Raw genomic sequence first — 23322 nt, forward strand, 5'->3', positions numbered from 1 at the left:
GGGCGTCGGCGCGCTGGCGGAGCTGGCGGCCTGGCCGCAGGTGGCGGCGGCGTTGGCGCCGGTTCCGTACTACACGCGCCCCACCGAGGCCGGTGTCGTCGCGCATTTCGCGCATCTCGCGGCGGGTTCGCCTGTGCCGCTGATCGTGTATCACATTCCGTACCGCACCGGCCGTTCGTTGAGCGCGAGCACGCTGCGGGAACTGGCGGCCGTGGACGGAGTCGTCGGCGTGAAGTACGCGGTCGGCGGTGTCGACGCCGACGCGGTCAAGCTGCTCGCCGATCCGCCCGCGGATTTCGCGGTGCTCGCCGGAGACGACGCGTTCCTGTCGCCGCTGCTGGCGCTGGGTGCGGCGGGCGGCATCGTGGCGAGCGCGCTGCTCGCGACCGCGCGCTACGTCGCCCTCGACAATGCCTGGCGGACAGGCGATCTGGCGGCCGCGCGGGCGATCGGCGCGGAGCTGGCCAGGGTGTCGGCGGCGGCGTTCGCCGAACCGAACCCCACGGTGATCAAGGGCGTGCTGCACGCGCAGGGGCGTATTCCGACCCCCGCGGTGCGGTTGCCGCTGCTGCCCGCCGCGGCGGAATCGGTGGATCGGGCGTCGGCGGTGCTACTCGATCACCTTCCCGCCCGATAGCGGATTGCTATTCTGGCCTAGTCCGGTGCCACCGGGCGGCGAGAACCGCACAGACCGGAGGGCGTTGTGAACGATCGTCGCGGCGCATTGCAGGAGTACCTGTTGCGGACTCAGCCCAGGACCGTCGACCGGGGGCGGATGGTGGTCGTGGAACGCGAGCTCACCCGCGCGATGCGCGGCGGCGTGGCCGGCGCGGTGGTCGAATTCGGTTGCTACCAGGGCGGAATGACCGCGTGGATGCGCGCCGTGCTGGACGCCCTCGGCGTCGATCCTGCGGTGCACGCCTACGACTCCTTCCGCGGGCTGCCCGCGGTCGGCCGCCACGACAGCGCCTATTTGGCCGAGGGCGAGTTCACTGCATCGGTCGGCGACGTGCTGCGGTTGCACGAACGGTTCGGCCTGCGTCGACCGCACGTGCACGCAGGCTTGTTCGCCCACACCCTGCCCGAGCAGCTGCCCACCCGGATCGCGTTCGCCTACGTGGACGGCGACCGGTACGAGTCGACGATGCAGTGCCTGCGCGCGGTCCTGCCGCGACTCGCACCCGGCGCGATCCTGGTGCTCGACGACTATGCCGATCCCGCCGCGTCCTTGCCCGGCCGCGCTGTCGCGCAACCGAAGGCACCGGGCGTCATGAAGGCATGCGAGGACGTGTTCGGCACGCCGCTGGCGGTCACGTCGGTGTGCGAGGACCCGACATGGGCGCTCGGGGTGTACCGCCACGCGGTGCCCCCGACGGTCTCGGCGGCCACGGTCGGCCCGAAAACCGCGCGCTGACGACGCGATTCCCGCAGTGTGTCGAGGCGAACGCGCTGCGGCGGTCACCTGGAGGGTGTCGATGGTCTCGCCCGGTTGGGGCGTTGCCGAGCAGAATCCGGTGTATCCGCTCGGGAACAGGGGATGTTGCGGACTGGGCGTCCACTATCGTGCACGGGGTTCAGCGCAGTGTGGTCAATGCGGCGCGCAGCCGGTCCGCGAGGTCGACGGCCTGGTCGAGCGTCCACGGCAGGACGCCGTTCTCGCCCATCAGTGCGTGGAACTGCTGTTCGCGGTAGGGGACGCCCGGCGGCAGCGGTGCGATGTGCCAGTGCAGGTGTGAATTGCCCTGCTGGCTACCGAGACTCAGCAGGTAGGTGCGTTCGCTCGGCACCACCGCCTCCACCGCGCGCGTCACCCGGTGCACCAGCGACATGATCCGCAGGAAGGCGTCCTGCGGAAGGTCTCGCACGACGTGTTCGCGGTGCAGTTTCGGCGCGACGAGGACGGAGCCGTACAGCGTCGGATAGCGCGACAGGAACGCGAAGTTCTCGCCGTCCTCGGCGATGACCTGTTCGAGCTGGGAGTCGTGTTCGCCCGCCACTATCGCGCAGATGAAGCACGGCGAGGTCTGGACGCGCTGGACGTAGGCGTCCACGTCGAAGGAAATCCGTTCCACCCCAGCGATTCTGCCGCGCCGGGGGGAATCACCACGTCAGTACGGGTTCGACGACTCGGCCGTCGCGTTGGTGCGCGAGCCCGGCATCGATCTCGGTGTGCGGGTAGTCGATCACGAGCCGATCGATCGGGAAACGGCCCGCGGCGTGGAGTGCGAGCAGGTGCGGGCAGGTCAGACGACCGACGAAACCGCGTTCGACGCCACGGACCTGCCGGGATACGCGGGCAGGCTGTTCGACCTGCGCCACCCCGAGAACGCCCGCCTGCAGACTTGGGCGGAGATCGAGCGCACCCACATTCCCGAGGACGACGGCGCGGTGCGCCGCATCCTCGCGACCAAGATCGGCGAAATCGAACGTGGACAACGCGCAGGCCTCGTCACCACCGATTTCCCGCCCGTCACGCTCGTCGTCGTGCTGACCGATCTGGCCCGCACCGCTGCCGTGCACGCCACCCGGGCGGATGAGTCGCACAACATCGCCGAACGCCGGGCCGCGGTGGTGCTGGCCGCGCGTCGGCTGACCGTCCCGCACTGACCGCACCAGCGAGGATGCTGAAAGTTTGCCAGAATCGATGATGAGGGCCCGGCCCGGGCGTAGACTCACCGGATCGCTGCGTGTACATCCACTTCGAGGTGATGTCGGATGGTTGACACAGAGGTGCTCATCGCCGGCGCCGGTCCGGTCGGATTGACAGCGGCCATCGAGTTGGCCCGACGCGGAGTGACTTGCCGGATCATCGACGCGGCCGCCGGACCACCGCGGTACGCCAAAGCGGTCGGCATCCAGCCCAGGACGCTCGAGGTCTTCGAGGGGATGGGAGTGCTGCGGCAGGTGCTCGACTCGTCGATCCAGCTCCGCGGGCAGATCGTGTACGTGAACGGCGCCGAAGTCGACCGTGTCGCGTTGACCCTGCCCGCCGACATCCCCTACGGGTTCGTCGGGTTGCCGCAATACGAGACCGAACGGATTCTGCGTAGACGCCTGGCCGCCACCGGCACGCGCGTCGAGCGGGGTACGGCACTCACGCATTTCGAACAGAACGGCTCCGGCGTGCACGCCGTGCTGACCGACGAGAAAGGCGAGCGCCGCGTGCAGGCGGAGTATCTGGTCGGTTGCGACGGCGCGCACAGTATCGTGCGAAAGGGGTTGGGGCTCGGCTTCGAAGGCGCGGCGTTCGCCGAACAGTACATGCTCGGTGACGTCGAACTGGACTGGTCGATGCCGCGCGGCTACGGCATTCGCTCGATGCATCGGACCGACGGCGTCACCGATGATCTGCTGGTGTGCATCCCGCTGCCCGGTCGGTGCCGGTATCGAGTGTCGATGCTGGTGCCCGAGGAGCTCGCGACCATGCCGGCGACCGGTGGCGATGTGGTCGAGCACGGCTTGGAAGGCAGTCATCCGCCCGAGCTGCACCACATCCAGGCGGTGCTGGATCGGCTGGCCCCCGAACCGGTCACCGCGTCGAGCCTGCGCTGGTCGTCGGTGTTCCGGATCAGTCACCGCATCGTCGACTCCTATTCTCGCGCACGGGTATTCGTCGCCGGGGACGCCGCGCACATCCATCCGCCCACGGGCGCGCAGGGCATGAACACCGGCATCCAGGACGCACACAACCTCGCCTGGAAACTCGCGCTGACCCTCGCGGGCATCGGCGCGCCCGATCTGCTCGCCAGCTACGACGCCGAACGCAGGCCGGTCGGAGCGGAGGTGGTCGGGCGGACCGTGCGCAGTGCGCGGGAAGGCGTCGGCGCGGGGGAGACCGACCCCGGCTTCGTCATCCGCCGCGAAGCGCAACTGCTGATCGACTACTCCGACAGCCCGCTGGTGAGCACGGCCCCCAGCGGCATCGCAGGCCCGCGGCCAGGACAACGAGCCCCCGACGCGGCCGGTCTGACCCGGGACGCCGTCGCCTTCCCGATCCGCTTGTTCTCCCTGCTCGGGCAAACCGACCACACCCTCCTGATCTACCTCGACGAGTCCGCGGGCCCCGAGTCGCCCACCGCCGTGGCCGCTCTCACCGATGCCGCGCGCCGCGCTACCCATGGACGGATCGACGTCTACCTCATCGCGGCTGCCGACGCCGAACTCGACGAGTCGGCCTTGCCGGTGATCCGCGACAACGACGGCCACTTCGCCCGCGCCTACGGCGCGAAAGGGTTGTGCGCCTATGTGATCCGGCCGGACGGCTATCTCGGTTTCACCGAACACGCGCCGACGCCCGAGGATTTGACGAAGCACTTCGCGGCGATCTTCTGCTGAACCGGGCCGCGCAGAGTGGCCGGTGCCCTGATCGGTTGCCTCCGGTCATCGTTCGTCGTAGGTGCGCCGAGCGACGGCGATGTATTCGCGGTGCTGCTCAGCCCAGCTGATCAGCGCGCCGACCTCGCGAGACAGCGTCCGCCCCACCGCCGTCAGGTCGTAGTCCACGCGCGGCGGGGTGGTCGGTGTGACGGTTCTGGTGACCAGTCCGTCACGTTCGAGGCTGCGCAAGGTGAGGGTCAGCATGCGCTGGGAGATGCCGTCGATCGAGCGACGCAGGTCGGAATAGCGGCGCGGTCCCGTGCCGAGCATCGCCATGATCAGCACACTCCACTTGTCGCCCACCCGGTCGAGCACATCGCGCAGCTCGCAGGTGGCCGTACCGGCGTTGACCTGCGTGGAAACATCGGTGTGCGTAACGAATTCCGAAGTGCCGTCTTCTGTCACCCTGGCAGGGTCGCCCAGAATCCTGTCGGACACAAGTAGTGACCAGCGCACAAAAAGTGCGTTGCCGTACAGGAGCCCACCATGACCGCCGATCTCACCGCCTTGCCCGCCCGAGCCGGAACCCGGCCCGCGACGACGGGTCTGGAAATTCCGCACGATCAACTGGAGGAGTTCTCGCCGCCGGAGATCCGTTCCGCGCTCATCGAATTCGTGCGGTCGCTGCCCAGGGTGCAGACCGGCCCGAGTTCGGTGTCCGAACCGGGATCGTTGGCCTTCCGGCTGCCCCGCGTCGATCGCGCGTTCGACGCGTTCCTGCATCCGTCCGTCGACGAGTTCGGACACGTGCACCGCTCCGGGTTCCTGCACCTGACCGTGCCGCTGAATTCCGTTGCGGCGCTGACCGATCTGGGCTGGGTGGAACCGCATCCGATCAGCAGACGTCCCGAATTCCCCAGCAGCATCGTCATGTTCTATGCACCGCGCGACACGGGCGAACTGGCCGTCGCCACCACCGTGCTGCGCGCCTCTTACAACCAAGCCGTCGCCTGAGTTCTCGAAACATCAACGAGGAGAGGCATGTTCATCGTCGCCATGCGGCTGTCGGCGGTCCTGATCGGTTCGGCCGGGCCGAACTGGTGGCGACAGGTGCGCTAGGTCAGTGTTCGAAGACGCTCACGTCTCCGGGTTCGGTCTCGAGCGCCTCGCGGTCGAATATCAGCAGGGCGAGGAAGAACAGCACTCCCGCGAGGAGCAAACCGGCCACGATCAGGATGGGAACCGAGGCATCCCGGGGCGTCACCAGGACGAACAGTGCGGCGGCCGACCACATCAGCGCGCCGATCGCGACGGGCAGCTCGAAGCGCCCGAGGTCGAACGCGCCCTTTCTGCGGTCCAATCGTCTGCGCACCGTCAGGTAGAGAACGATCGTCGAGCCGTAGGTGAGGGCGGGGAGAATCGTCGACGCCGTGATCAGCTCCAGCAGTGCGTTACCCGGCAGCGTGACCATCAGGACGACGCCCAGGCAGAAGATGAGGATCGTCGCCGGGACCGGCGTGTGCGTGCGTGGGTCGACCCGTCGCATCAGCCGGTGGGCGGGGAAACGCGCGTCGCGCGACATCGCGAAAACGAGCCGCGAGCACGCGGTCATCACGACCATCCCGGCACCGAAGAACGCAAACGTGATGGCGACCAACAAGATTCGCTCCATCACCGGACCGAGCTGGTCGCGCATGATCGCCGCGACCGGCGAGCCGCTGGCGCTGATCCGGGGAATGTCATCGATCGCGACGGTGAGCGCGATCACGAACAGCAGTCCCAGCACCCCGGCCGCCACGACCGACCCGACGATCGCGCGCGGCACGCTGCGATGGGGATCCTTGGCTTCTTCCGCCAGGTTCGCCGCGGCGTCGAAGCCGACGAGCGTGCCGAGGCCCATGATCATCGCGATCATCAATCCGCCGCCGACGGCGAAATAGTCGGAGGCGTTCTCGGTGACACCACGCGAGGTGAGATTGTCGGCCGCGCCGTCGCCCGTGATCGCCACCGCGACGACCAGCGCGATCGCCACCACCACGACGAGCACCAGCTCGAGCCCGACCGCGCCCGCGTTGATCATGCTCACGATGCGTGTCGAGGCGATGGCGAGGGAGGCTTGGAGGAGCAGCACCGCGAGCGTGATCAGGCGAGCGGTGTCTTCGTCCGGCTCCATGCCCGCCAGCGGCATGAACGCTTGGCTGGCAAGCGCATTGTCGACCGCCACCACGGCGATCGCCAGGTAGCAGAACGTCAGCCAACCGAAACCCCAGCCGATCTTCGGATTGGCCAGCCGCGAGGCCCATTGGTAGGACGAGCCGCTGAGCGGGATGCGGGCCGCGAATTGCGCGACCACCAATGCCACCAGCACCTGCCCCGCCGCGGCGACGATCCACAGCCAAATCCCGACCGGCCCCGCGTTTTGCAGTACGTCGTCGTATGTCGCGAAGATGCCGACCGCTACCGAGATGAATGCGAACGAGATCGCGAACACCTGAAAGGGGCCGAGCGTTCGCTTCAGCTCCTGCCGGTAGCCCCCGAGTTCGACGGAACTCTCGTCCGCCTGGGCGTTCGTCGACGCTTCCGCCATCTCGCTCACCTCACCTTCCGTGCGAGGGTGCGCCCACCGACCCTGGAGGCAACGGGTCGAATCATCTTCCGAAAGTCAATTCTGCGATGGCATCTATTCGTGCATCTGTCAATTCAATTCGTGCGAATCGATATTTACCAACTCGGGAAATGGAAATATTGAAGACCGGTCATTACCTTTCGATGATCCCCCCGTTGTTACGCAATGTCACTGTTCTTTCGCCCACCTAAACACTGCGGCCCAGAAGTAGGACGATGGGCGACGTGACTACGTTGTGTCCGTACGATATTCGCCGTTCGGAGCTCGGCGGCGGTTCGATCGGAGCCCGGAGACGACTCGTCGGAGTCGATCACTGGCCGAACACCAGCGGCCGAATCATTCCACAGCGGGAACGGGAGCATCCACCCCTTTCCATTTCCAACATATAGCGCACCCGGGGGCTTGCGGCAAGACCCGGTGCGTGCCGCACAATCGCTGGCCGAAGCCAGAACCTGCGGAAATTTGGGGAGTCGCGAAGTGCGTGGTGCCGTCTGAGGGTCGCCGCGCAGTTCGACACGGTCGCCGAGGCGGCCGGGAGATGTGAAGGAGTGTGGCTGTGACGAGCGTGTCGACCAAGGGGTACGAAGACGAACTGCGGTCCGAACGGGACTATGTGGCCGGGCTCTACGCGCGGCTCGACGCCGAGCGCGCGCGAGTGAAGCGCCGCTACAGCGCGGCGTTGCGGGGAAACGGCCAGACGCTCGTGGATCGGGACGTCGAGGTGCGTGCGCTGGCCAAAGAGGTGAAGCGCCTCGACGTGGCGGACAACGGGCTGTGCTTCGGTCGGCTGGACACCCTGTCGGGCGAACATTCGTACATCGGCCGCATCGGGCTTTTCGACGAGGAGAACGAGTACGAACCGCTGTTGCTCGACTGGCGCGCGCCTGCGGCGCGACCGTTCTATGTCGCCACCGCAGCGTCGCCGGAGAACATGCGCCGCCGCCGCCAGTTCCACTCGCGCGGGCGTCGCGTGGTCGATTTCACCGACGAGGTCCTCGGTCGCCCCGGTGGCGACGAGCGAGGGGATGCGGCCCTGCTCGCGGCGGTCGACGCGCCGCGCGGTCCCGGGATGCGCGACATCGTCGCGACGATCCAGGCCGAACAAGATCGGATCATCCGGCTCGATCACCCCGGGGTGCTGGTGATCGAGGGTGGCCCGGGCACCGGGAAGACCGTCGTGGCGCTGCACCGCGTCGCGTACCTGCTCTACACCCAGCGGGAGCAGATGGAGCGGCACGGTGTGCTCGTGGTCGGACCCAACCCGGCGTTCCTGAACCACATCGGCCGCGTTCTGCCGTCGCTGGGCGAGTCCGACGTGGTGTTCACGACCACCGGCGACCTCGTGCCGGGTCTGCGCGTCACCGCCGAGGACACCCCGGAAGCCGCGCGGCTCAAGGGCTCACTGAAGATTCTGGACGTGCTCGCGGCGGCCGTCGCCGATCAGCAGCGGTTGCCGGAACGCCCGCTGCCGATCCAACTGTCGGACGTCACGGTGCGGATCGACGCCGAGACCGCGCAGTGGGCCAGGGAGGAGGCACGCGCGAGCGGGCTGCCGCACAACGAGGCCCGCGCGGTGTTCAGTGAGATCGTCACGTACGTGCTCACCGAACGGGCGATCGCCCGGATCGGCCGGGGCTGGCTGACCCGGGCGGATCGCGAAGCATGGGAGCAGCTGCGGGCGGACCTGCTCGCCGAACTCGCAGAAGACGAGAAGTTCACCGCCGCGCTCGACGAACTCTGGCCGATCTCGACGCCGGAAACCCTGTTGGCATCGCTGTATTCGTCGCCCGAACGTCTACGTGCGGCAGGCGCGGACCAGGCGCTGCTGCGCGCCGACGGTGACGCCTGGACGGTGTCGGACGTGCCGCTGCTCGACGAACTGGTCGATCTGCTGGGCCGCGACAAGTCGGCCGACCGGACCGCCGAGCAGGAACACAAGCGGGAGGCCGCGTACGCGGCGGGCGTGCTCGACCTCATGATCAGCCGCGAGGACCTGATGGACGACGAGGACCACCTGCTCGCCCAGGACATGCTCTACGCCGAGGACCTGGCCGATCGCTTCGTCGAGCGCGACACCCGTGAACTCGTCGAACGCGCTGCCGCGGACCGGGACTGGACCTACCGGCACGTCGTGGTCGACGAAGCACAGGAACTGTCCGAAATGGACTGGCGGGTGCTGATGCGCCGCTGCCCGAGCCGATCCTTCACGGTGGTCGGCGATCTCGCCCAGCGCCGGTCGGCGGCCGGAGTGACATCGTGGGACACGATGCTGGAACCGTACGTGCCCGGCCGCTGGGTCTACCGGTCGCTGTCGGTGAACTACCGCACCCCGGCGGAGATCATGACCGTCGCCGCCGCGCTGCTCGCCGAGTTCGCGCCCGGTGTCCAGCCGCCGGAATCGGTCCGCGCGTGTGGCATCCAGCCCTGGTCCAGGCGGGTCGCCGAAGACGAATTACCGGCTGCCATAGAGGAATTCGTCCGAGACGAAGCCGAACGCGAAGGCACCAGCATCGTGATCGGTCCACCGGGTGTGCCGGGCACGGTGCCGGCGTCGGAGACGAAGGGCCTCGAGTTCGACGCGGTCCTCGTCGTGGAACCGGAACGCATCCTCGCCGACGGCCCACGCGGCGCGGCCGAACTCTACGTCGCCCTCACCCGCGCCACCCAACGCCTCGGCATCCTCCACCACGGCCCAATGCCGCAGGTATTGACCGGACTCGCCGACGCCCGCGCGAGCGGGGAATCACCGGCAGGCGCAGCGACCGTCGTTCCGCGAAGTCATGCGGGCCGGTGATGTTGCGGTATCGCGTCCGAGGTCGATCCTGTCGACAACCTTGTCTGCTTCCCGCCAGCACGGGAACTTCAGCATTTCTACCGTCGTCGCCGTGGACACAGACCTCCTTCCAGCCCCTCGTGTCGCCGTACTTCACGCACCTGTCGTGGGGTTCATGACGCTCGCCGCTGCCCTCGGTACTGCCAGCATCTATCCACTGCAACCGGCGATCGCGGACGTGGCCGGGTCGCTGCACGCCTCGACAGCGCAGATCGGGTCGGCTCTCGCCTGCGGGCCGATCGGTTACCTGGCAGGTCTAGCCCTGCTGGTCCCGCTCGTGGACCGCTTCGCGCCCAGGTCCGTGCTGTCGACGCAGTTCGGCGCTCTCGCCGCCGCCTTGGCCCTCACTGCCGGTGTCGGCTCCACGTGGCTGCTCGGCCTCGGCCTCGGCCTGGCCGGGGCAGGGTCCTCGGTCGGGGCGCAACTGAGTTCGATTGCAGGACGTTTCACTGCGCCCCGGCGGCGTGCCACGATCCTGGGGGTGGTGACTGCGGGGATTTCCGCGGGAATTCTGGTGGGCCGGATCGGTGGCGGCTGGCTGACCAACCTCATCGGCTGGCGCGGAACGCTTCTCGTCTTCGCGGTCGCGTGCGCCGTCGTCGCTCTCGCAGCCCGCCTTGTGTTGCCCGCCACGGCCGGGAGCGCCAGGTCCGGTTACCTGGCGACGCTGCGGAAACTCCCGCAGCTCTACCTCCGCTTCCCGCTGCTGCGGCTGGCAGCGGGTCGTGGCGCCCTCTGGTTCTTCGCGTTCTGTGCCGTGTGGGCGGGCATTGCGGTCGCGCTGTCGCAGCCACCGTTCTCGTATTCACCCGAACGTATTGGGGCATACGCGGGAGCCGGACTGCTGGGCATCGTCGCCACCCGGGTCGCCGGTGTCTGGACCGACCGCGTCGGTGCGCGGCGAGTGATTCTGGCGGGGCTCGCGCTTGCGGCCGCGGCGGCGGTGGTACTCGGCACCTGCCTGTCGAATACAGCCGTCACCCTGGTCTGTCTCGGCCTGTTCGACGGCGGGCTGTTCGCAGCCCAAGTGGCAAACCAAAGTACCGTTCTCGCCATCGATCCAGCGGCTCCCGCGCGGTTCAACAGTGCCTATATGCTCGTCTATTTCGTCGGTGGCAGCCTCGGCACCGCATTCGGTGCGGCTGCCGTCGGCTGGTTCGGATGGCCCACGACCGCCATCGTCACCGCCGGCGCGATCATCGTGGCCGCAGTGATCACCATGACCGCTCGCGAGACACAGATCCGCCGCGTGACGCCCGGTTCAGCCGAGTGCTGAACCGGAGTGCACGGCCGGGAACCCGCTTCCGGCAGCACCGCCCGACACGCTCTGAGCAATGTGGTGGGCGCCGGTCATCAGCGCGGCGAGATCCTCGGGGTGGAGGAACGACGGGGGAGGCGGTGGGCCCCAGTCGAACAGTCCCTTGGCGCCCTCGAACACTTCTGGTGTCCAGAGCTGGTCGTCGACGATGCAGTCCATGTCGGCGTAATACTCGGAAAAGTTCCCGGCCGGATCCTTCAGGTACCAGAAGAAATTCGATCCGGCGTGATGACGGCCCAGGCCCCAGACGTGCCGTTCGGGATTGTCCTCCAGCATGGCGGTGGCGCCGCGGCCGACGTCGTCGATGTCATCGACCTGCCAGGAGGTGTGATGCAGGAAGTTCACCGGCGCCCGCAACACCAGCACGTTGTGGTGATCGGTGGAGCAGCGCAGGAACGCTCCGGCACCCTGGATCTCGTCGGAGAGCTTGAATCCCAGCCCGTCGACGAAGAACCGGCGGGTGGCCTCGTAGTCGACCGACCCCACCACCGCGTGGCCGAGTTTGCGCGGGCGCACCGGATCCTCGCGCAGCACACCGGGCGAGCGGGTGCCGTGGCGTTCGAGGCGGCCGGGGCCGTTGTACGGAGTGGCGGGTGTCTCGGTCTGGATCAGCCGGTCGGCGACGCGTATGACCGCACGGAAGCCCGCGATGGGTTCCTGCGTCGCCACGGAATCCGCTGTCCGTTCCGCAGGCAGGCCCAGCGCATTCAGACGCGCGGCAGCGGCGTCGAGATCGTCGGGATCGTCTGCGCCGATGACAATTTCGACGAGCCTGCGTGCTGGTGCATGCACCAGGCGCAGCTGGTTGCCTCCGTCGCGGGTGCCCAGCCAGCCGTCGGCCTCGGGGGACAGTCCGAATTCGGTGTAGTAGTCGCGTGTCGCGGTCGGGTCGGGTACCCCGATCGTGACTGATGACAGTCGGTGTAACGGCATTGCCGGCTCCTCGAAGTACGTTGTGCGGGTCAGCAATCGGTGACCATCAGGTGTCGCATCTCGCCGATGCCGCGGACATAACTGACCAATTCGTCACCGGGAGCGAGGAATCGCTGCGGAGTGCGTCCGATGCCGACGCCCTCCGGGGTACCGGTGAAGATGACATCGCCGGGCAGCAGCGGCGTGATCGCCGACAGCCTCGCGATGAGTTCGGGAACGGGGAAGATCATGTCGGAGGTCTTCCCCTTCTGCATCTGCTCGCCGTTGATCAGGCAGCCCAGTTCGAGATCGTCGGGGTTGTCGAACTCGTCCGGGGTGACCAGCAACGGCCCGATGGGGCCGAAGCCCGGGAAGGACTTGCCCATGCTGAACTGTGGTGCGGGACCGACGCGCTGCCGATCGCGTTCGGAAATATCCTGTCCCACAGAGATTCCGGCTACATAGCTCCACGCATCTTCGGCCGTGACACGGTATGCGCGGCGGCCGACGACCACCACGAGTTCGACCTCCCAGTCGACGTGGCCGGGTGGCAGCGTGACGGTGCCGTACGGCCCGGCCAGCGATGACTGGAACTTGGTGAACACCGGCGGCTGCGCCGGGATCGAAAAGTTCGACTCCGCAGCGTGATCGGCGTAGTTCAGGCCGATGGCGAACACCTGCCGCGGCCACGGGGATGGGTTACCGAATTCGGCGCGCTCGATGTCGGCCAGTGGTGTCCCCTCGCTGTCGAGACTCGTTGCCATCTCCAGCAACTCGTCCCACCGCTGGTAGGCGTCCTGGATTCGTTCGCTGAACCTGCCACCGCCGGCTCGCTCGATGTCCACCACCGTGCCGGAGGTGGTGACGAGTGATAGTCGACCGGAGATATTGGCGAAACGCACGATGCGTACTCCCTGATTCGGAGGGGCATAACCCGCCCTGGAAATGGACCGGTGACTTTCGAAAGTAGTCGGACACATTTGTCGTCGTTGTCCGCTGCCGACGTCGGGTATCCGTTTCCGGCAACGCGTTTCGTGCGGAAACCGATTGCCCGGAGCGGATGGTCGCCGCCGAATCCGGATAACGCGAGTTCCCTGCCGCTCCTATCGTTCCGGTGAAATCGGCGTTCAGGAGGCGAATATGGACAACTTCGGCAGTACGCGGTCGGCAATGATCGTCGGCGCGGGTGTCGCCGGCCTGACGGCGGCGACCGCCCTTGCACGCAAGGGGTGGCAGGTCGAGATAGCCGAAGCCAGTCCGTACCGAGCGACTGCCGGCTGGGGCCTGTGCCTGACCGGTCCATCCCTGCGCGCTCTCGATGTGCTCGGCCTGGCGGACGCGTGCTCGGCCGCGGGTTACGGGATGAGCGTGATCACCCACGTGGACGTCGACGGCACACCGAGCGACCAGGTGGATCTGCCGCGGCTGATCGGCGCGCAGCGTCCGGCGATGGTCGGCATCGCCCGCCCCGAGCTGCACCGCATCTTGCACGCGGAGGCCGAGCGGTGCGGGGTGGTGGTTCGTAACGGCCTGACCGTCACCGCGGTCGACCAGCAAGGAGATCTGGTCGACGTGCGGTTGTCGGACGGCACCGACCGGCAGGTCACCCTTCTGGTGGGCGCGGACGGGATCCGCTCGTCGGTGCGGGACCTGATGGGCCTCGAGACGCCGGTCGACTACCTCGGACAGATGGTGTGGCGGGCCCTGGTGCCGCGCCCGGAGTGGGCCACGGGCATCCATCAGTTCGCTGGCAAGGTCAACACGGCCGGACTCGTACCCATCTCGAGCAACCGCGCCTATGTGTTCCTGACCGAGAACGGGGTGCCGCCGAATGTTTTGCCCGATTCCGAGCTCGCCTCGCGGCTGGCCGATCTGCTGACGGCCTTCCCGGGCCGTGTGACCGAGATCCGCCCGCTGGTGTCGGCCTCCGGCTCGGTGGTGCGCCGTCCGGTCCACACCGCCTTCCTGACCGGCGCCTGGAACCGCGGAAACTGCGTCGTCATCGGCGATGCCGCACACGCACCGGCCCCGCAGATGGCCAGCGGCGCAGCTTTGGCGATCGAGGACGGGCTCGTCCTGGCCGAGGAGCTGGAGCGCCACGAGACGGTCGGCACCGGTATCGAGGCGTTCGTCGAACGACGCGCACAGCGGTGCCGCACGCTCGTGGCGACCTCGGTGACGATCGCCGGCTTGGAACAGGCGCAACGCCACAGCGAGGCGTATCCGCTGGTCGATGCCTGCCATCGGCAGATGGCCCAGCCCGTCTAGCCCACCGGCCGACGCGTCGGCGACCCGTCGTCTACCAATGGATGAGGAGACACAATGTCCGTGACAACGACCCGAACCCTGTCCGAGGCGCAGCAGTGGCTGCGCGAACACCTCGAGCAACGGCGGAACCCGTTCAACGCCATCGATCATGATGCCGCCGCGCGGCACATCGAAACGCTCCCCGGCATCGATCCTGAGTCCTGGGCCGGGCACTGGCTGGCCGGAGCGGAGGATTTCGCCAACCGGGCGCAGCGCGCCGAGGACAACGGCGACCGCGAGCAAGCGCTGGAGAACTGGTGGCAGGCATACCAATTCGCGTTCCTCGGCCGCTACCCCGCCCCGCTGCACCCGGCCAAGCTCCACGCCTACGAGCGGGCCGTCGAGTACTTCGGCCGGGTATCCGCGCTGGAGCACACACCTGTCCAGCACATCGAGGTGCCGTTCGACGGGCGTGCCGGAGAAGGTGACGTGCTCCGGTTCTTCGTGGCGCGCCCGCCCGGGGCAGCGGTGCGCCCGCCAGTGGTCCTGATGTGGGGCGGGATCGATGTGTGGAAGGAAGAAACCTACGCACGCGGCCGGATGCTCCGCGAGCGCGGATTCGTTACCGTGCACATCGACAAACCCGGGGTGGGGCAATCGCCGGTGCGCGCGGGCCGTGACGCCGAACGGCAGTGGGATCCCGTCTTCGCCTGGCTGCGCGAGCAGGCGGACCTGGACTCCGAACGGGTAGCGGCCCTGGGGCTTTCGTTCGGCGGCTACTGGGCCATGAAGCTTGCCCACACCCATCGCGAACAGCTGGCCGCCGCCGTCAACTGGGGCGGCGGCATCCATCTGACGTTCCAGCCCGAATGGCAGGAGCGCAGCCGTAACGCCTCGTCCTATCTGATGGACCTGATGCCGGCGCGGGCACGTATCTTCGGTGGCAACACATTCGAGGACTACCTCGCCCGCTGCCCGGAGCTGTCCCTGCTCGACCAGGGCGTCCTGGACCGGCCGTCCTGCCCACTGCTGTTGGTCAACGGCAAGGACGATCTCCAAAATGCCTCGGCGGACCTGTATTTGGCGCTCGAACACGGGGACCCGAAAACGGCCCGGATGTTCCCCGGCGGCCACATGGGCCGGGGCCCGGTGCTGGAAACCGTCGTCGACTGGCTGACCGAGCGACTCAACTGACCGACTCATCGAGGAGTACACCGTGAGAAACACCAGCTTGATCACCCATCTGCGGCACGTCGACATCGCTATGCCGAACTTCGCCGAACAGCGGCGGTTCTACACCGAGCTGTGGGGTTTGACCGAAACCGCCAGTGACACAGGCGTTTCCTTCCTAGCGGCCGAGGGCTCACCGGAGCAATACGTGGTGCGACTGCGTCGGGACGCCCAGAAACGCACCGATCTCCTGGCCTTCGGCGCCGCCGCCGCGCCCGATGTCGACATCCTTGCCGCGCAGTTGATCTCGCAGGGTGTGCAGCTGGTGCACGAACCGAAGATGCTGGACACCCCCGGCGGCGGTTACGCGGTCCGCTTCTTCGACAACGAGGGTCGCGTCGTGGAGGTCTCCGCCGATGTCACCCCGCGGCGGCACCGCAAGATCGAGGCCCGCGAGCCCGTTCCGGTCCGGCTGTCCCACGTCCTGATGAACTCACCCACCCCTGAGGCAACGGTGGCCTGGTATATCGAGCATCTGGGCTTCCGCCTCTCGGACACCATGTGCCTGGGCAGTGACCGCGAGATCATGTGGTTCCTGCGGTGCAACAACTTTCACCACAGCTTCGGCATCGTGCGCGGACCGCACGCGGCGTTCCACCATGCCTCCTTCGAGATGCGTGGCATCGACGAGTACATGCGCGGCACCGGCCGAATGCGACGGCTGGGGATCGAGCGCCTGTGGGGACCGGGCAGGCACCGGGCCGGTGACAACTCCTTCAGCTACTACCTCGACCCGGCAGGCAACACCGTGGAGTACACGACCGAGCTGGAGATCCTGGACGAGGACACCTGGCACCCGCACATCTACGACCTGCGCGACCCCGTCAACGCGGATCAGTGGGGCACGGCCGACGACATGGACGAGTTCATCGCGGCCAAGTCCCACAACGACATCGACCCCGGGCTGTTCGTCGCCCCGCCGCTGTGATTCGCACGGAAAGGGATCTCTCGTGACGCGACTGCGCACTCGACTCATCGGCAGCTGGCAGCTGGCCGATTGGAAAGTCTTCACAACGAACGGGGCCATCGATCCGCCGCTCGGCCCGGCTGAGCGGTGCACCGGACTGCTCATCTACACCTCCGAGGGAACGATGAGCGCCCACCTGACGCTGACCGACCGGATGCGCTTCGCCGACGCCTCACTCGACGGCGGGAGCGTCGAGGAGAAGGCCGGCGCCTACAGCTCGATCATTTCCTACGCGGGCACCTGGGACGCCGACGACGCGACCGGCCGGGTGATCCACCACGTCCGGATGGCCACTTTCCCCAATTTCGTCGGTGCGGATCTCGAGCGACTATGTGTCTTCGATGACGACGACACGCTGAAATTGGACACACCTCCGATGGCCATGGGTGGCGAGACGCGTCCCAGTTACATTCTGTGGCGGCGTCTTTCGGGAAGGGGCGCGTGATGCGCAGCGTTCGCAGAATCGTCACCGGGCATGATGGGTCCGGCCGTCCCGTCATCGTCGAGGACGCCGATTGCCGGCACATCCAGACCACCGCGGGCGCGCAGGTGGTCAATCTGTGGCTGCACGAGGGGCCGCCACGCAACGACACCACCTACGCCGATCCGGTCGGCCCCGATGTGCCGCTGCCGCCGCCCGCGGGCGGCGGGGTCCTGCGCGTGGTCGAGTTCGGGCCGCGTGACCAGGGCGAGACGCCCTACCTGCATCGAACCCCTTCGCTCGATTACGCCTTCGTCATCGCCGGTGAGGTCGTCGCGGTCGTCGGTTCGGAGGAGACCGTGATGCGAGCCGGTGACGTGCTGATCCAACGCGGCACGACCCATGCCTGGGACAACAGGTCGGATACCCCCTGCACCATCCTGTTCGTCCTGCTGGATACGGGCCCGGCGACCTAGCGCGGCGGCGATACTGACATCGGACCATGGGAGGTGAACACCGTGTCGGCACCACTGCACAACTTCCTCATCACCAAGTCGCGCAACCCTGTCGATCTGCTCAACGCGGCCACCCGGCTGTTCGGCGGCTCGATCACCACCTCGCCGCTGGACGGCCTGTGCGGCGGGGATCATGAGTTGCGCGGTGTCAGCGCGCCCGATTTCGCCGCCGGTTACTTCGCCTCGCCGCTGGACGTGCGCGTCGCCTCGTCGACGGGCCGCCGGTCGTACTTTGTGAATATCGGTGTCTCCGGAGCGATTTCCGCAGCCCGCGGCGGCCTGCGGGCCACCCTCGACTCGGCGACTGCGGGCATCGTCAACCCCGGAGACACTCAGGAGCTGCGGCCCCTGGGCGCCGGTACCCGTTTTCTGGGGCTGCGGATCGACGCGGCCATGGTCGACCAGGAATTCACCGCGCTGACCGGACACCCGCCGGTGTCGACCGTGCGCTTCGATTTCGCTCTCGACCTGGCCAAACCCAAGGGTCGGGCAGTGCGGCTGCTGGTTCGTTCCCTGCTGGAGCAGCTGGATTCGGGAGACCCGCTGTTCCAGCGCGCCGAACTGCAACGCAGCCAGCTGCGCTGTATCGTCACCGCGCTACTGCTGGCCCAGCCGCATTCGCACACCGGCGATTTGCGGGACGGTCCGCAGCCCGGCCACCCACGCACCTTGCGCACGGCCCTCGGGTTCATCGAGGCGAACCTCACCGAGCGCATCGGCCTGCACGACATCGCGGCGGCCGCCGGCTGCAGCCCGCGGACCATCAGCTCCGCGTTCCGGGATCGGCTCGGCTTGTCGCCCATGGCGTATGTCCGCACTCTGCGGCTCGAGCGAATCCGCGCCGAAATCCTCACCTCCACCGACCAGGTCGGCACGATCGCCTATCGCTGGGGTGTGTCGCATCTAGGCCGCTTCGCCGGTGAATATCGCGACCGTTTCGACGAACTGCCCTCCGATACCGCCGCCCGCAGGTAACACACCCGGCCACGCGCCCGGACAGGCCTGCGCATTCCCGCCGTGCCCCACCGGAAAGGTGGTGGGGCACGGTCCTGCTACGGCACCATCCATTTCGCTGAGGAGAGATCATGGCCTCTGACCCCGTCACCCCCTGGGACTTCGACGTCATCCAAATCGGTTGTGGTCCGGTCGGGCAGACCATGGCCGCGCTGCTGGGACAGCACGGCCACCGCGTAGGCGTCTTCGAGCGGTGGCCCACCCCGTACCCGCTGCCCCGCGCCGGCCACATCGACCACGAGATCATGCGCATCCTGCAATCGGTCGGGGCCGCACACGAATTCGAACCGCATGCCATCCCCGTCCCCGACTACGACTGGTTCAACGGCGACGGCGACCTGCTGCTGCACCTCGACTGGAACCAGCCCACTCCCTCGGGATGGAAGTCCGACTACCTGATGTTCCAGCCGGACCTGCAAGACGCCCTCCTGTCCGCCATCCGCCGCCTGCCCTCGGTGGAGCTGAACTTCGGCTGGAACGCCACGCGGATCACCCAGCACGACGACCACGTCGAGGTCACCCTCGCCCACGGCACCGTCATCGACGGCGCCTGGACACCCGACGGAACCGTCCGTACTGTCACCGCGTCCTGGCTCCTCGGGGCCGACGGCGCGAATTCGACCGTCCGCGCGGCCGCCGAGCTGGGCTGCGAGGACCTCGGCTTCGAGGAGGAGTGGCTCGTCGTCGACATCGAACCCCACGATCCGGACATCCGCATCGACATGCCCGAAGCCGGCCAGTACTGCGACCCGCGGCGACCCGTCTCCCTGTTCCGCTGGCTCGGACGCGCACACACTCGCTGGGAGTTCATGCTCCTGCCCGGCGAGAGCGCCCGGGAAATGACCACGGAAGCCCGCTGCTGGGAGTTGCTGTCCCGGTGGAAGATCACCCCGGACGAGGCCACGATCATCCGGCGTACCGTCTACACATTCCGGTCCCTGCTCGCCGAATCCTGGCGCCGTGGCCGCACTCTGCTCATTGGCGATGCGGCGCATCTGATGCCGCCCTTCCTGGGACAGGGCATGTGCTCGGGCATCCGAGATGCCGCCAACCTGGCCTGGAAACTGGACTTGGTGCTGTCCGGGCGCGCCCGCGATTCCCTCCTCGATACCTACGGCGACGAACGCCGCCCGCACGCACGCAGTCTCATCACCATGTCGATGGAACTGGGCCGCATTGTGTGCCTCTCGGACCCCGAGCAGGCGGCCGCCCGCGACCGAGCCTTCCGATCCGGCGACGTTGCCCCGCCACCACCGTTCCCGATACTGACCGCGGGACTGCTCCACCGGAACTCCCACGGTGTTCCCGCCGGACCGGCCGGAACACTGGGCGTGCAACCACGCGTCCACTGGCAGGACCGCACCGGCCTGTGCGACGACCTGATCGGCGGCGGATGGACGCTCATGACTTCCGTTGCCCCCGACCAGCTTCCGCTCGACGACGACCAGCACGCCCTCCTGCGGCACATGGACACCCGCATCGTCCATCTCACCCGCGCCAAGGTCCCTGGCGCTGTCATCGACATAGACGCCGACCTCACCCGCTGGCTGGCCCGCCACCGAGCCGACGTCGTGTTGGTGCGCCCGGACTTCTACGTCTTCGGCGCGGCCCGCGTCGACCATGCGGGCGAGCTCGTCGACTCCCTGCGCCGTCAGATGCACCCGCACATGCCCGCCGTTCCAGCATGAGCGCCCCGGATTCCGACGTTCGTCGCGGCACACCAGCCGGCGCGGATCTGCTGGCGGCCAACCAGGCACACAAACGGGCCATGCCACTGCAGCGCCTCCTGGGAAATGGGATGGAATGGGCAGACGCTGTGGAACTGCACGCACGCGCCGATCAGGGCGAGCGCTGGCACGAGGTCGCGCTGACTCTAGGCCTGCGCGACGCCGAGCGCGCCGAGGCCGCTCTCGCGGCCGGCCACCGCCGGACCGCACGCGACTGGTACCTCGCCGCGGCAGCGTGCTACCGCTTCGGCCAGGTCCCCCTGCTCGACAGCGACCGGTCCAAAACCCTTCTGTACCAACGCCTGATCGATGCGTTCGGACGGGCCGGTGCGCTCCACGACCCGCCGGTGGAACACGTCTCCATCCTGTGGGGCGGCGGACTCCTGCGCGCCTGGCTGCTGCGGCCTGCCACGCCCGCGCCACCACCCACCGTGATCGTCGTCGGCGGCTTCGACGGGTGGCGCGAGGAGTACTACAGCGGCGCTGTCTACCTGCTGGAGCGGGGCGTGGCGGTACTGCTCGCCGACGCTCCTGGGCAGGGCGAAACCAGACTGTTCGAAGGACTGACGCTGGGACCGGACTTCACCACCGCGTTCGCGGCACTGGTCAGCTGGATCCGCGACGACGACAGACTCGCTGACCGCGTCGGCATCTGGGGCAACAGCATGGGCGGGTTTCTAGCCGCTGCCGCCGCGATCGCCGACGACCGAATCCAGGCGTGCTGCGTCAACGGAGGAACAACCACTCCCATCGAATTCCCGACGCGCTACCCGCGCATGGTGGACAAGGCGCAGCTCCTGCTCGGCGCCGCCGACGCCGAACAGGCAATGAACACCCTCGGCAAACTCCACCTCGATGCCGCCGACCTGGCCCGCCTGACCTGCCCCCTTCTGGTCCTGCACGGCACCCCCGACCAGGTCTTCCTCGTCGAAAACGCCCGCACCCTCTACACCGGCGCAGCCAGTCGGGACAAGACCTGGCGCGAATGGGCCGACGGCGACCACTGCATCTACAACCACTCGATGGAAAAGCACACCCTCGTCGCCGATTGGTTCGCCGACCGGCTCGGTGCCCGCGCCGACCCGTAAAGACTGGTGACGTAGCGGTATTGCACCCGTGCAGTATTCGTCGTTCGGGGGTCGGCGCTGCTGGTCGATCTCAGTGGGGTCCCGGTTCGTTTGCGGCGGGGGATGCCGATGAATTGCAGTGGGTTCCTGACGAATTCCGGCGTCGTCGGTCCCGCTCGGGCGCTCGTGCGGCGGTGAATCCTGGCCGGGTTGCCTTGATGCTGTCCGTGTAGGGCACGTGGGGGCCACTTGCCTGTCGGAGTAGTGCGACGGCTTCCTCGGCGGGGGAGCCGGCGGGGGTTGTGCACACGACCAGTACTTGTTCCGGGGCGCGGGCGATCGACAGGGTCTGCTGTGTCACTGTCACCATGCCGATGACGGGATGGTGCAGTTCGTAGGTCGCGGCGTCGCAGGGTGTCACGCGATGGTCACCCCAGAGCGCAACGAACTCTGGGCTTTTCATCGTCAGCTCGCCGATCAGTTCCGCGAGCAGCGGGTCCTCCGGGTGCCTGCTGACGGCGATGCGGAGGTTGCCGACTACCGCGCGGGCCTTGCGCTTCCAGTCCGTGTACAGCTCGCGGCAATGCGGGTCCAGAAACAGTATCCGGCTCATATTCGGCCGCAGCGCGGGGTCATCGGGGCTGAGGAAGTCCAGATGCCCGGCCAGTAGGGCGTGCCCGAGTGCGTTCCACGCCAGCACGTCTGTGCGCCGGCCGAGCACCATCGCGGGGACGCCGTCGACGGCGCGGAGGAGGTCGCGCGTCTCGTCGGCGAGCTTCTCGGGACGTGGACGGCGCACCCGGGATGTGTGGCGGGCGGCGGCGACGAGCCGGTCGAGATGTTCGCGCTCGTGGTCGTCGAGCAGTAGAGCGCGGGCGATCGCGTCGAGTACCTCGGCCGAGGCCCCGCGTGACGTTCCTTGCTCCAGACGTGTGTAGTACGAGACGCTGACCCCGGCCAGCTGGGCCAGTTCTTCGCGCCGCAGACCGCGCACCCGCCTTCGGGGTCCGGTTTCGCGCAAGCCGACGTCCTCCGGTCGCAGCCGCGCGCGCCGGGCTTGGAGAAAGGTGCCGAGTGGGCCGGGGCCGTCCATTTTTCCAGTATCCGGGGCACGGTCCGATCGGAGCCACACCCTGCGAGGGGTAGGACAACGCGGGAGTGGTTCGTGCCCGATGGCGCGGACAGACTCGGTCTCATGGATCAGAATCCACAACAGATCACGCTGGGTGACGTCACCGTCACCCGCATCAAGGAGTATTACGGCTCGGTCGAGATGGCCCCGGACCAGTTCTTCCCGGACAGTCCTGACGGCTCATGGGACGAGCACCGCGGCGAGCTGGCTCCCGACTTCTGGAATCCGGAGACGGACGAGTGTCACTCCGCGATCCAGTCCTGGCTGCTCCGCAGCGAGGGGCGCACGATCCTCATCGACACCGGCGTGGGCAACCACAAGGACCGGCCCTACGCGCCGGTGTGGAGCCGGCTGGATACGAACTACCTCGACAATCTCGCGGCCGCTGGCGTGCAGCCCGAAGATGTCGACATCGTGGTCAACACCCATCTGCACATCGACCATGTCGGCTGGAACACCCGACTCGACGGCCGAACCTGGGTGCCGACCTTCCCGAACGCCACCTATCTGATGACACGACGGGACTTCGAGTTCTGGGACCCGGCCAAAGGACACAAAACCGTACTGGGCCGCGGCAACCAGAACGTTTTCGAGGACAGCGTCACGCCGGTCCACCAGGCGGGGCAGACCTGCCTGTGGGACGGGTCGTACCGGATCGACAAGAACTTGCGGCTCGACCTGGCTCCCGGTCACACTCCCGGCTCGTCCGTGCTCACCTTGCAGTCCGGCGGCGATCGGGCCTTGTTCGTCGGGGACCTGGTGCACACCGCGCTGCAGATCGTGGAGCCGGAGACCAACTCCTGCTTCTGTGAGGACCCGGCCGAGTCCCGGGCAACCCGGCACAAGCTGCTCGGCCGCGCCGCCGAAACCAACGCGCTCGTCTTCCCCGCGCATTTCGGTGGCTCGGGCGCTGTGGAGGTCGAGCGCAACGGGTCGAAGTTCGCGATCAAGGGCTGGGCGGGCTTCTCCCACATCGCCTGATCCCCAGAAGGAAGC

22 protein-coding genes are annotated in these 23322 nt (G+C 67.7%); 16 read left to right on the top strand and 6 right to left on the bottom strand.

The genetic code is table 11. From position 1 onward, the window contains the following. Window positions 1–637: dihydrodipicolinate synthase family protein (locus tag NL1_RS14280; RefSeq protein WP_067839304.1), on the top strand; the 637-nt coding region annotated here is incomplete at its 5' end. Window positions 638–703: 66 nt separating this feature from the next. Then, window positions 704–1414: a TylF/MycF/NovP-related O-methyltransferase gene (locus tag NL1_RS14285; RefSeq protein ID WP_067839307.1), complete on the top strand. Its 711-nt coding sequence runs from the start codon at window positions 704–706 to the stop codon at window positions 1412–1414. A gap of 160 nt (window positions 1415–1574) precedes the next feature. Here the strand turns inward: NL1_RS14285 and NL1_RS14290 are convergent, their stop codons facing one another. Continuing rightward, window positions 1575–2072 carry an HIT family protein gene (locus NL1_RS14290; RefSeq protein WP_067839310.1) on the bottom strand — a complete coding sequence of 166 codons (498 nt, stop codon included), beginning with the start codon at window positions 2070–2072 and terminating at the stop codon, window positions 1575–1577. Between the two features lie 70 nt (window positions 2073–2142). Here NL1_RS14290 and NL1_RS14295 point away from each other — a divergent pair, with 70 nt between their 5' ends. Together NL1_RS14295 and NL1_RS14300 are read left to right on the top strand one after the other, a co-directional pair. Continuing rightward, entirely contained in the window at window positions 2143–2607 is a 465-nt protein-coding gene (locus NL1_RS14295) for a hypothetical protein (RefSeq protein ID WP_156094843.1), read from the top strand. Between the two features lie 108 nt (window positions 2608–2715). Continuing rightward, window positions 2716–4335, top strand: a complete 1620-nt coding sequence (locus tag NL1_RS14300) for an FAD-dependent monooxygenase (RefSeq protein ID WP_067839316.1) — start codon at window positions 2716–2718, stop codon at window positions 4333–4335. 45 nt (window positions 4336–4380) lie between these two features. Here NL1_RS14300 and NL1_RS39460 read toward each other — a convergent pair whose 3' ends face one another. Then, window positions 4381–4782, bottom strand: coding sequence for a winged helix-turn-helix transcriptional regulator (locus NL1_RS39460; protein WP_067839319.1), 402 nt, complete (start codon window positions 4780–4782; stop codon window positions 4381–4383). 81 nt (window positions 4783–4863) lie between these two features. Here NL1_RS39460 and NL1_RS39465 point away from each other — a divergent pair, with 81 nt between their 5' ends. Then, window positions 4864–5331 carry a luciferase domain-containing protein gene (locus NL1_RS39465; protein ID WP_067839322.1) on the top strand — a complete coding sequence of 156 codons (468 nt, stop codon included), beginning with the start codon at window positions 4864–4866 and terminating at the stop codon, window positions 5329–5331. A gap of 106 nt (window positions 5332–5437) precedes the next feature. Here the strand turns inward: NL1_RS39465 and NL1_RS14315 are convergent, their stop codons facing one another. Continuing rightward, a complete protein-coding gene (locus tag NL1_RS14315) occupies window positions 5438–6904 on the bottom strand; it encodes an APC family permease (protein ID WP_067839514.1) in 1467 nt (488 codons plus the stop codon). A gap of 604 nt (window positions 6905–7508) precedes the next feature. Here NL1_RS14315 and helR point away from each other — a divergent pair. Continuing rightward, complete coding sequence (gene helR / locus NL1_RS14320; protein WP_067839517.1) at window positions 7509–9737, top strand: RNA polymerase recycling motor ATPase HelR; 2229 nt, start codon at window positions 7509–7511, stop codon at window positions 9735–9737. After that, on the top strand, window positions 9724–11052 hold the full coding sequence (locus NL1_RS14325) for an MFS transporter (RefSeq protein ID WP_245673258.1): 1329 nt from the start codon (window positions 9724–9726) through the stop codon (window positions 11050–11052). Before helR ends, NL1_RS14325 begins: the two co-directional genes overlap by 14 nt. Here the strand turns inward: NL1_RS14325 and NL1_RS14330 are convergent. After that, the gene (locus NL1_RS14330; RefSeq protein ID WP_084510578.1) at window positions 11038–12027 is read right to left on the bottom strand and encodes a VOC family protein; all 990 of its coding nucleotides are present in this window, start codon (window positions 12025–12027) and stop codon (window positions 11038–11040) included. The two genes, NL1_RS14325 and NL1_RS14330, sit on opposite strands and share 15 nt — an antisense overlap. 29 nt (window positions 12028–12056) lie before the next feature. Then, on the bottom strand, window positions 12057–12908 hold the full coding sequence (locus tag NL1_RS14335; protein ID WP_067839325.1) for a fumarylacetoacetate hydrolase family protein: 852 nt from the start codon (window positions 12906–12908) through the stop codon (window positions 12057–12059). A gap of 238 nt (window positions 12909–13146) precedes the next feature. Here NL1_RS14335 and NL1_RS14340 point away from each other — a divergent pair, with 238 nt between their 5' ends. From NL1_RS14340 to NL1_RS14375, 8 genes are all read left to right on the top strand, one after another. After that, window positions 13147–14274 (top strand): FAD-dependent monooxygenase, encoded by a 1128-nt coding sequence (locus NL1_RS14340; protein WP_218024412.1) that lies wholly within the window; start codon window positions 13147–13149, stop codon window positions 14272–14274. A 54-nt stretch (window positions 14275–14328) separates the two neighbouring features. Beyond that, on the top strand, window positions 14329–15447 hold the full coding sequence (locus NL1_RS14345) for an alpha/beta hydrolase family protein (RefSeq protein ID WP_084510579.1): 1119 nt from the start codon (window positions 14329–14331) through the stop codon (window positions 15445–15447). Window positions 15448–15469: 22 nt separating this feature from the next. Further along, window positions 15470–16411, top strand: coding sequence for a VOC family protein (locus NL1_RS14350; protein WP_245673260.1), 942 nt, complete (start codon window positions 15470–15472; stop codon window positions 16409–16411). Between the two features lie 22 nt (window positions 16412–16433). Beyond that, window positions 16434–16895, top strand: a complete 462-nt coding sequence (locus NL1_RS14355) for a lipocalin-like domain-containing protein (protein WP_067839328.1) — start codon at window positions 16434–16436, stop codon at window positions 16893–16895. Then, entirely contained in the window at window positions 16895–17347 is a 453-nt protein-coding gene (locus NL1_RS14360) for a cupin domain-containing protein (protein ID WP_067839331.1), read from the top strand. Before NL1_RS14355 ends, NL1_RS14360 begins: the two co-directional genes overlap by 1 nt. Before the next feature lie 42 nt (window positions 17348–17389). Further along, window positions 17390–18361, top strand: coding sequence for a helix-turn-helix transcriptional regulator (locus NL1_RS14365; protein WP_156094845.1), 972 nt, complete (start codon window positions 17390–17392; stop codon window positions 18359–18361). Between the two features lie 110 nt (window positions 18362–18471). Continuing rightward, the gene (gene mhpA / locus NL1_RS14370; protein WP_067839337.1) at window positions 18472–20088 is read left to right on the top strand and encodes a bifunctional 3-(3-hydroxy-phenyl)propionate/3-hydroxycinnamic acid hydroxylase MhpA; all 1617 of its coding nucleotides are present in this window, start codon (window positions 18472–18474) and stop codon (window positions 20086–20088) included. Window positions 20089–20198: 110 nt separating this feature from the next. After that, a complete protein-coding gene (locus NL1_RS14375) occupies window positions 20199–21215 on the top strand; it encodes an alpha/beta hydrolase family protein (protein WP_162272729.1) in 1017 nt (338 codons plus the stop codon). 70 nt (window positions 21216–21285) lie between these two features. Here NL1_RS14375 and NL1_RS14380 read toward each other — a convergent pair whose 3' ends face one another. Further along, window positions 21286–22287, bottom strand: coding sequence for a helix-turn-helix transcriptional regulator (locus NL1_RS14380; protein ID WP_084510582.1), 1002 nt, complete (start codon window positions 22285–22287; stop codon window positions 21286–21288). 102 nt (window positions 22288–22389) lie between these two features. On the opposite strand from NL1_RS14380, the gene NL1_RS14385 reads away from it, so the two are divergent. Then, complete coding sequence (locus tag NL1_RS14385; RefSeq protein ID WP_067839339.1) at window positions 22390–23307, top strand: MBL fold metallo-hydrolase; 918 nt, start codon at window positions 22390–22392, stop codon at window positions 23305–23307. Window positions 23308–23322: the final 15 nt, after the last annotated feature.

Origin of the sequence: Nocardia lijiangensis NBRC 108240 (assembly GCF_001613045.1) — a bacterium.
Lineage (GTDB): Bacteria > Actinomycetota > Actinomycetes > Mycobacteriales > Mycobacteriaceae > Nocardia > Nocardia lijiangensis.

Coding starts and splice junctions, on each gene's coding strand:
- NL1_RS14300 (WP_067839316.1), top strand. CDS start 2,716: ATGGTTGACACAGAGGTGCTCATCGCCGGCGCCGGTCCGGTCGGATTG.
- NL1_RS39465 (WP_067839322.1), top strand. CDS start 4,864: ATGACCGCCGATCTCACCGCCTTGCCCGCCCGAGCCGGAACCCGGCCC.
- NL1_RS14315 (WP_067839514.1), bottom strand. CDS start 6,904: ATGGCGGAAGCGTCGACGAACGCCCAGGCGGACGAGAGTTCCGTCGAA.
- NL1_RS14325 (WP_245673258.1), top strand. CDS start 9,724: ATGCGGGCCGGTGATGTTGCGGTATCGCGTCCGAGGTCGATCCTGTCG.
- NL1_RS14330 (WP_084510578.1), bottom strand. CDS start 12,027: ATGCCGTTACACCGACTGTCATCAGTCACGATCGGGGTACCCGACCCG.
- NL1_RS14340 (WP_218024412.1), top strand. CDS start 13,147: ATGGACAACTTCGGCAGTACGCGGTCGGCAATGATCGTCGGCGCGGGT.
- NL1_RS14345 (WP_084510579.1), top strand. CDS start 14,329: ATGTCCGTGACAACGACCCGAACCCTGTCCGAGGCGCAGCAGTGGCTG.
- NL1_RS14360 (WP_067839331.1), top strand. CDS start 16,895: ATGCGCAGCGTTCGCAGAATCGTCACCGGGCATGATGGGTCCGGCCGT.
- mhpA (WP_067839337.1), top strand. CDS start 18,472: ATGGCCTCTGACCCCGTCACCCCCTGGGACTTCGACGTCATCCAAATC.
- NL1_RS14375 (WP_162272729.1), top strand. CDS start 20,199: ATGGAATGGGCAGACGCTGTGGAACTGCACGCACGCGCCGATCAGGGC.
- NL1_RS14380 (WP_084510582.1), bottom strand. CDS start 22,287: ATGGACGGCCCCGGCCCACTCGGCACCTTTCTCCAAGCCCGGCGCGCG.
- NL1_RS14385 (WP_067839339.1), top strand. CDS start 22,390: ATGGATCAGAATCCACAACAGATCACGCTGGGTGACGTCACCGTCACC.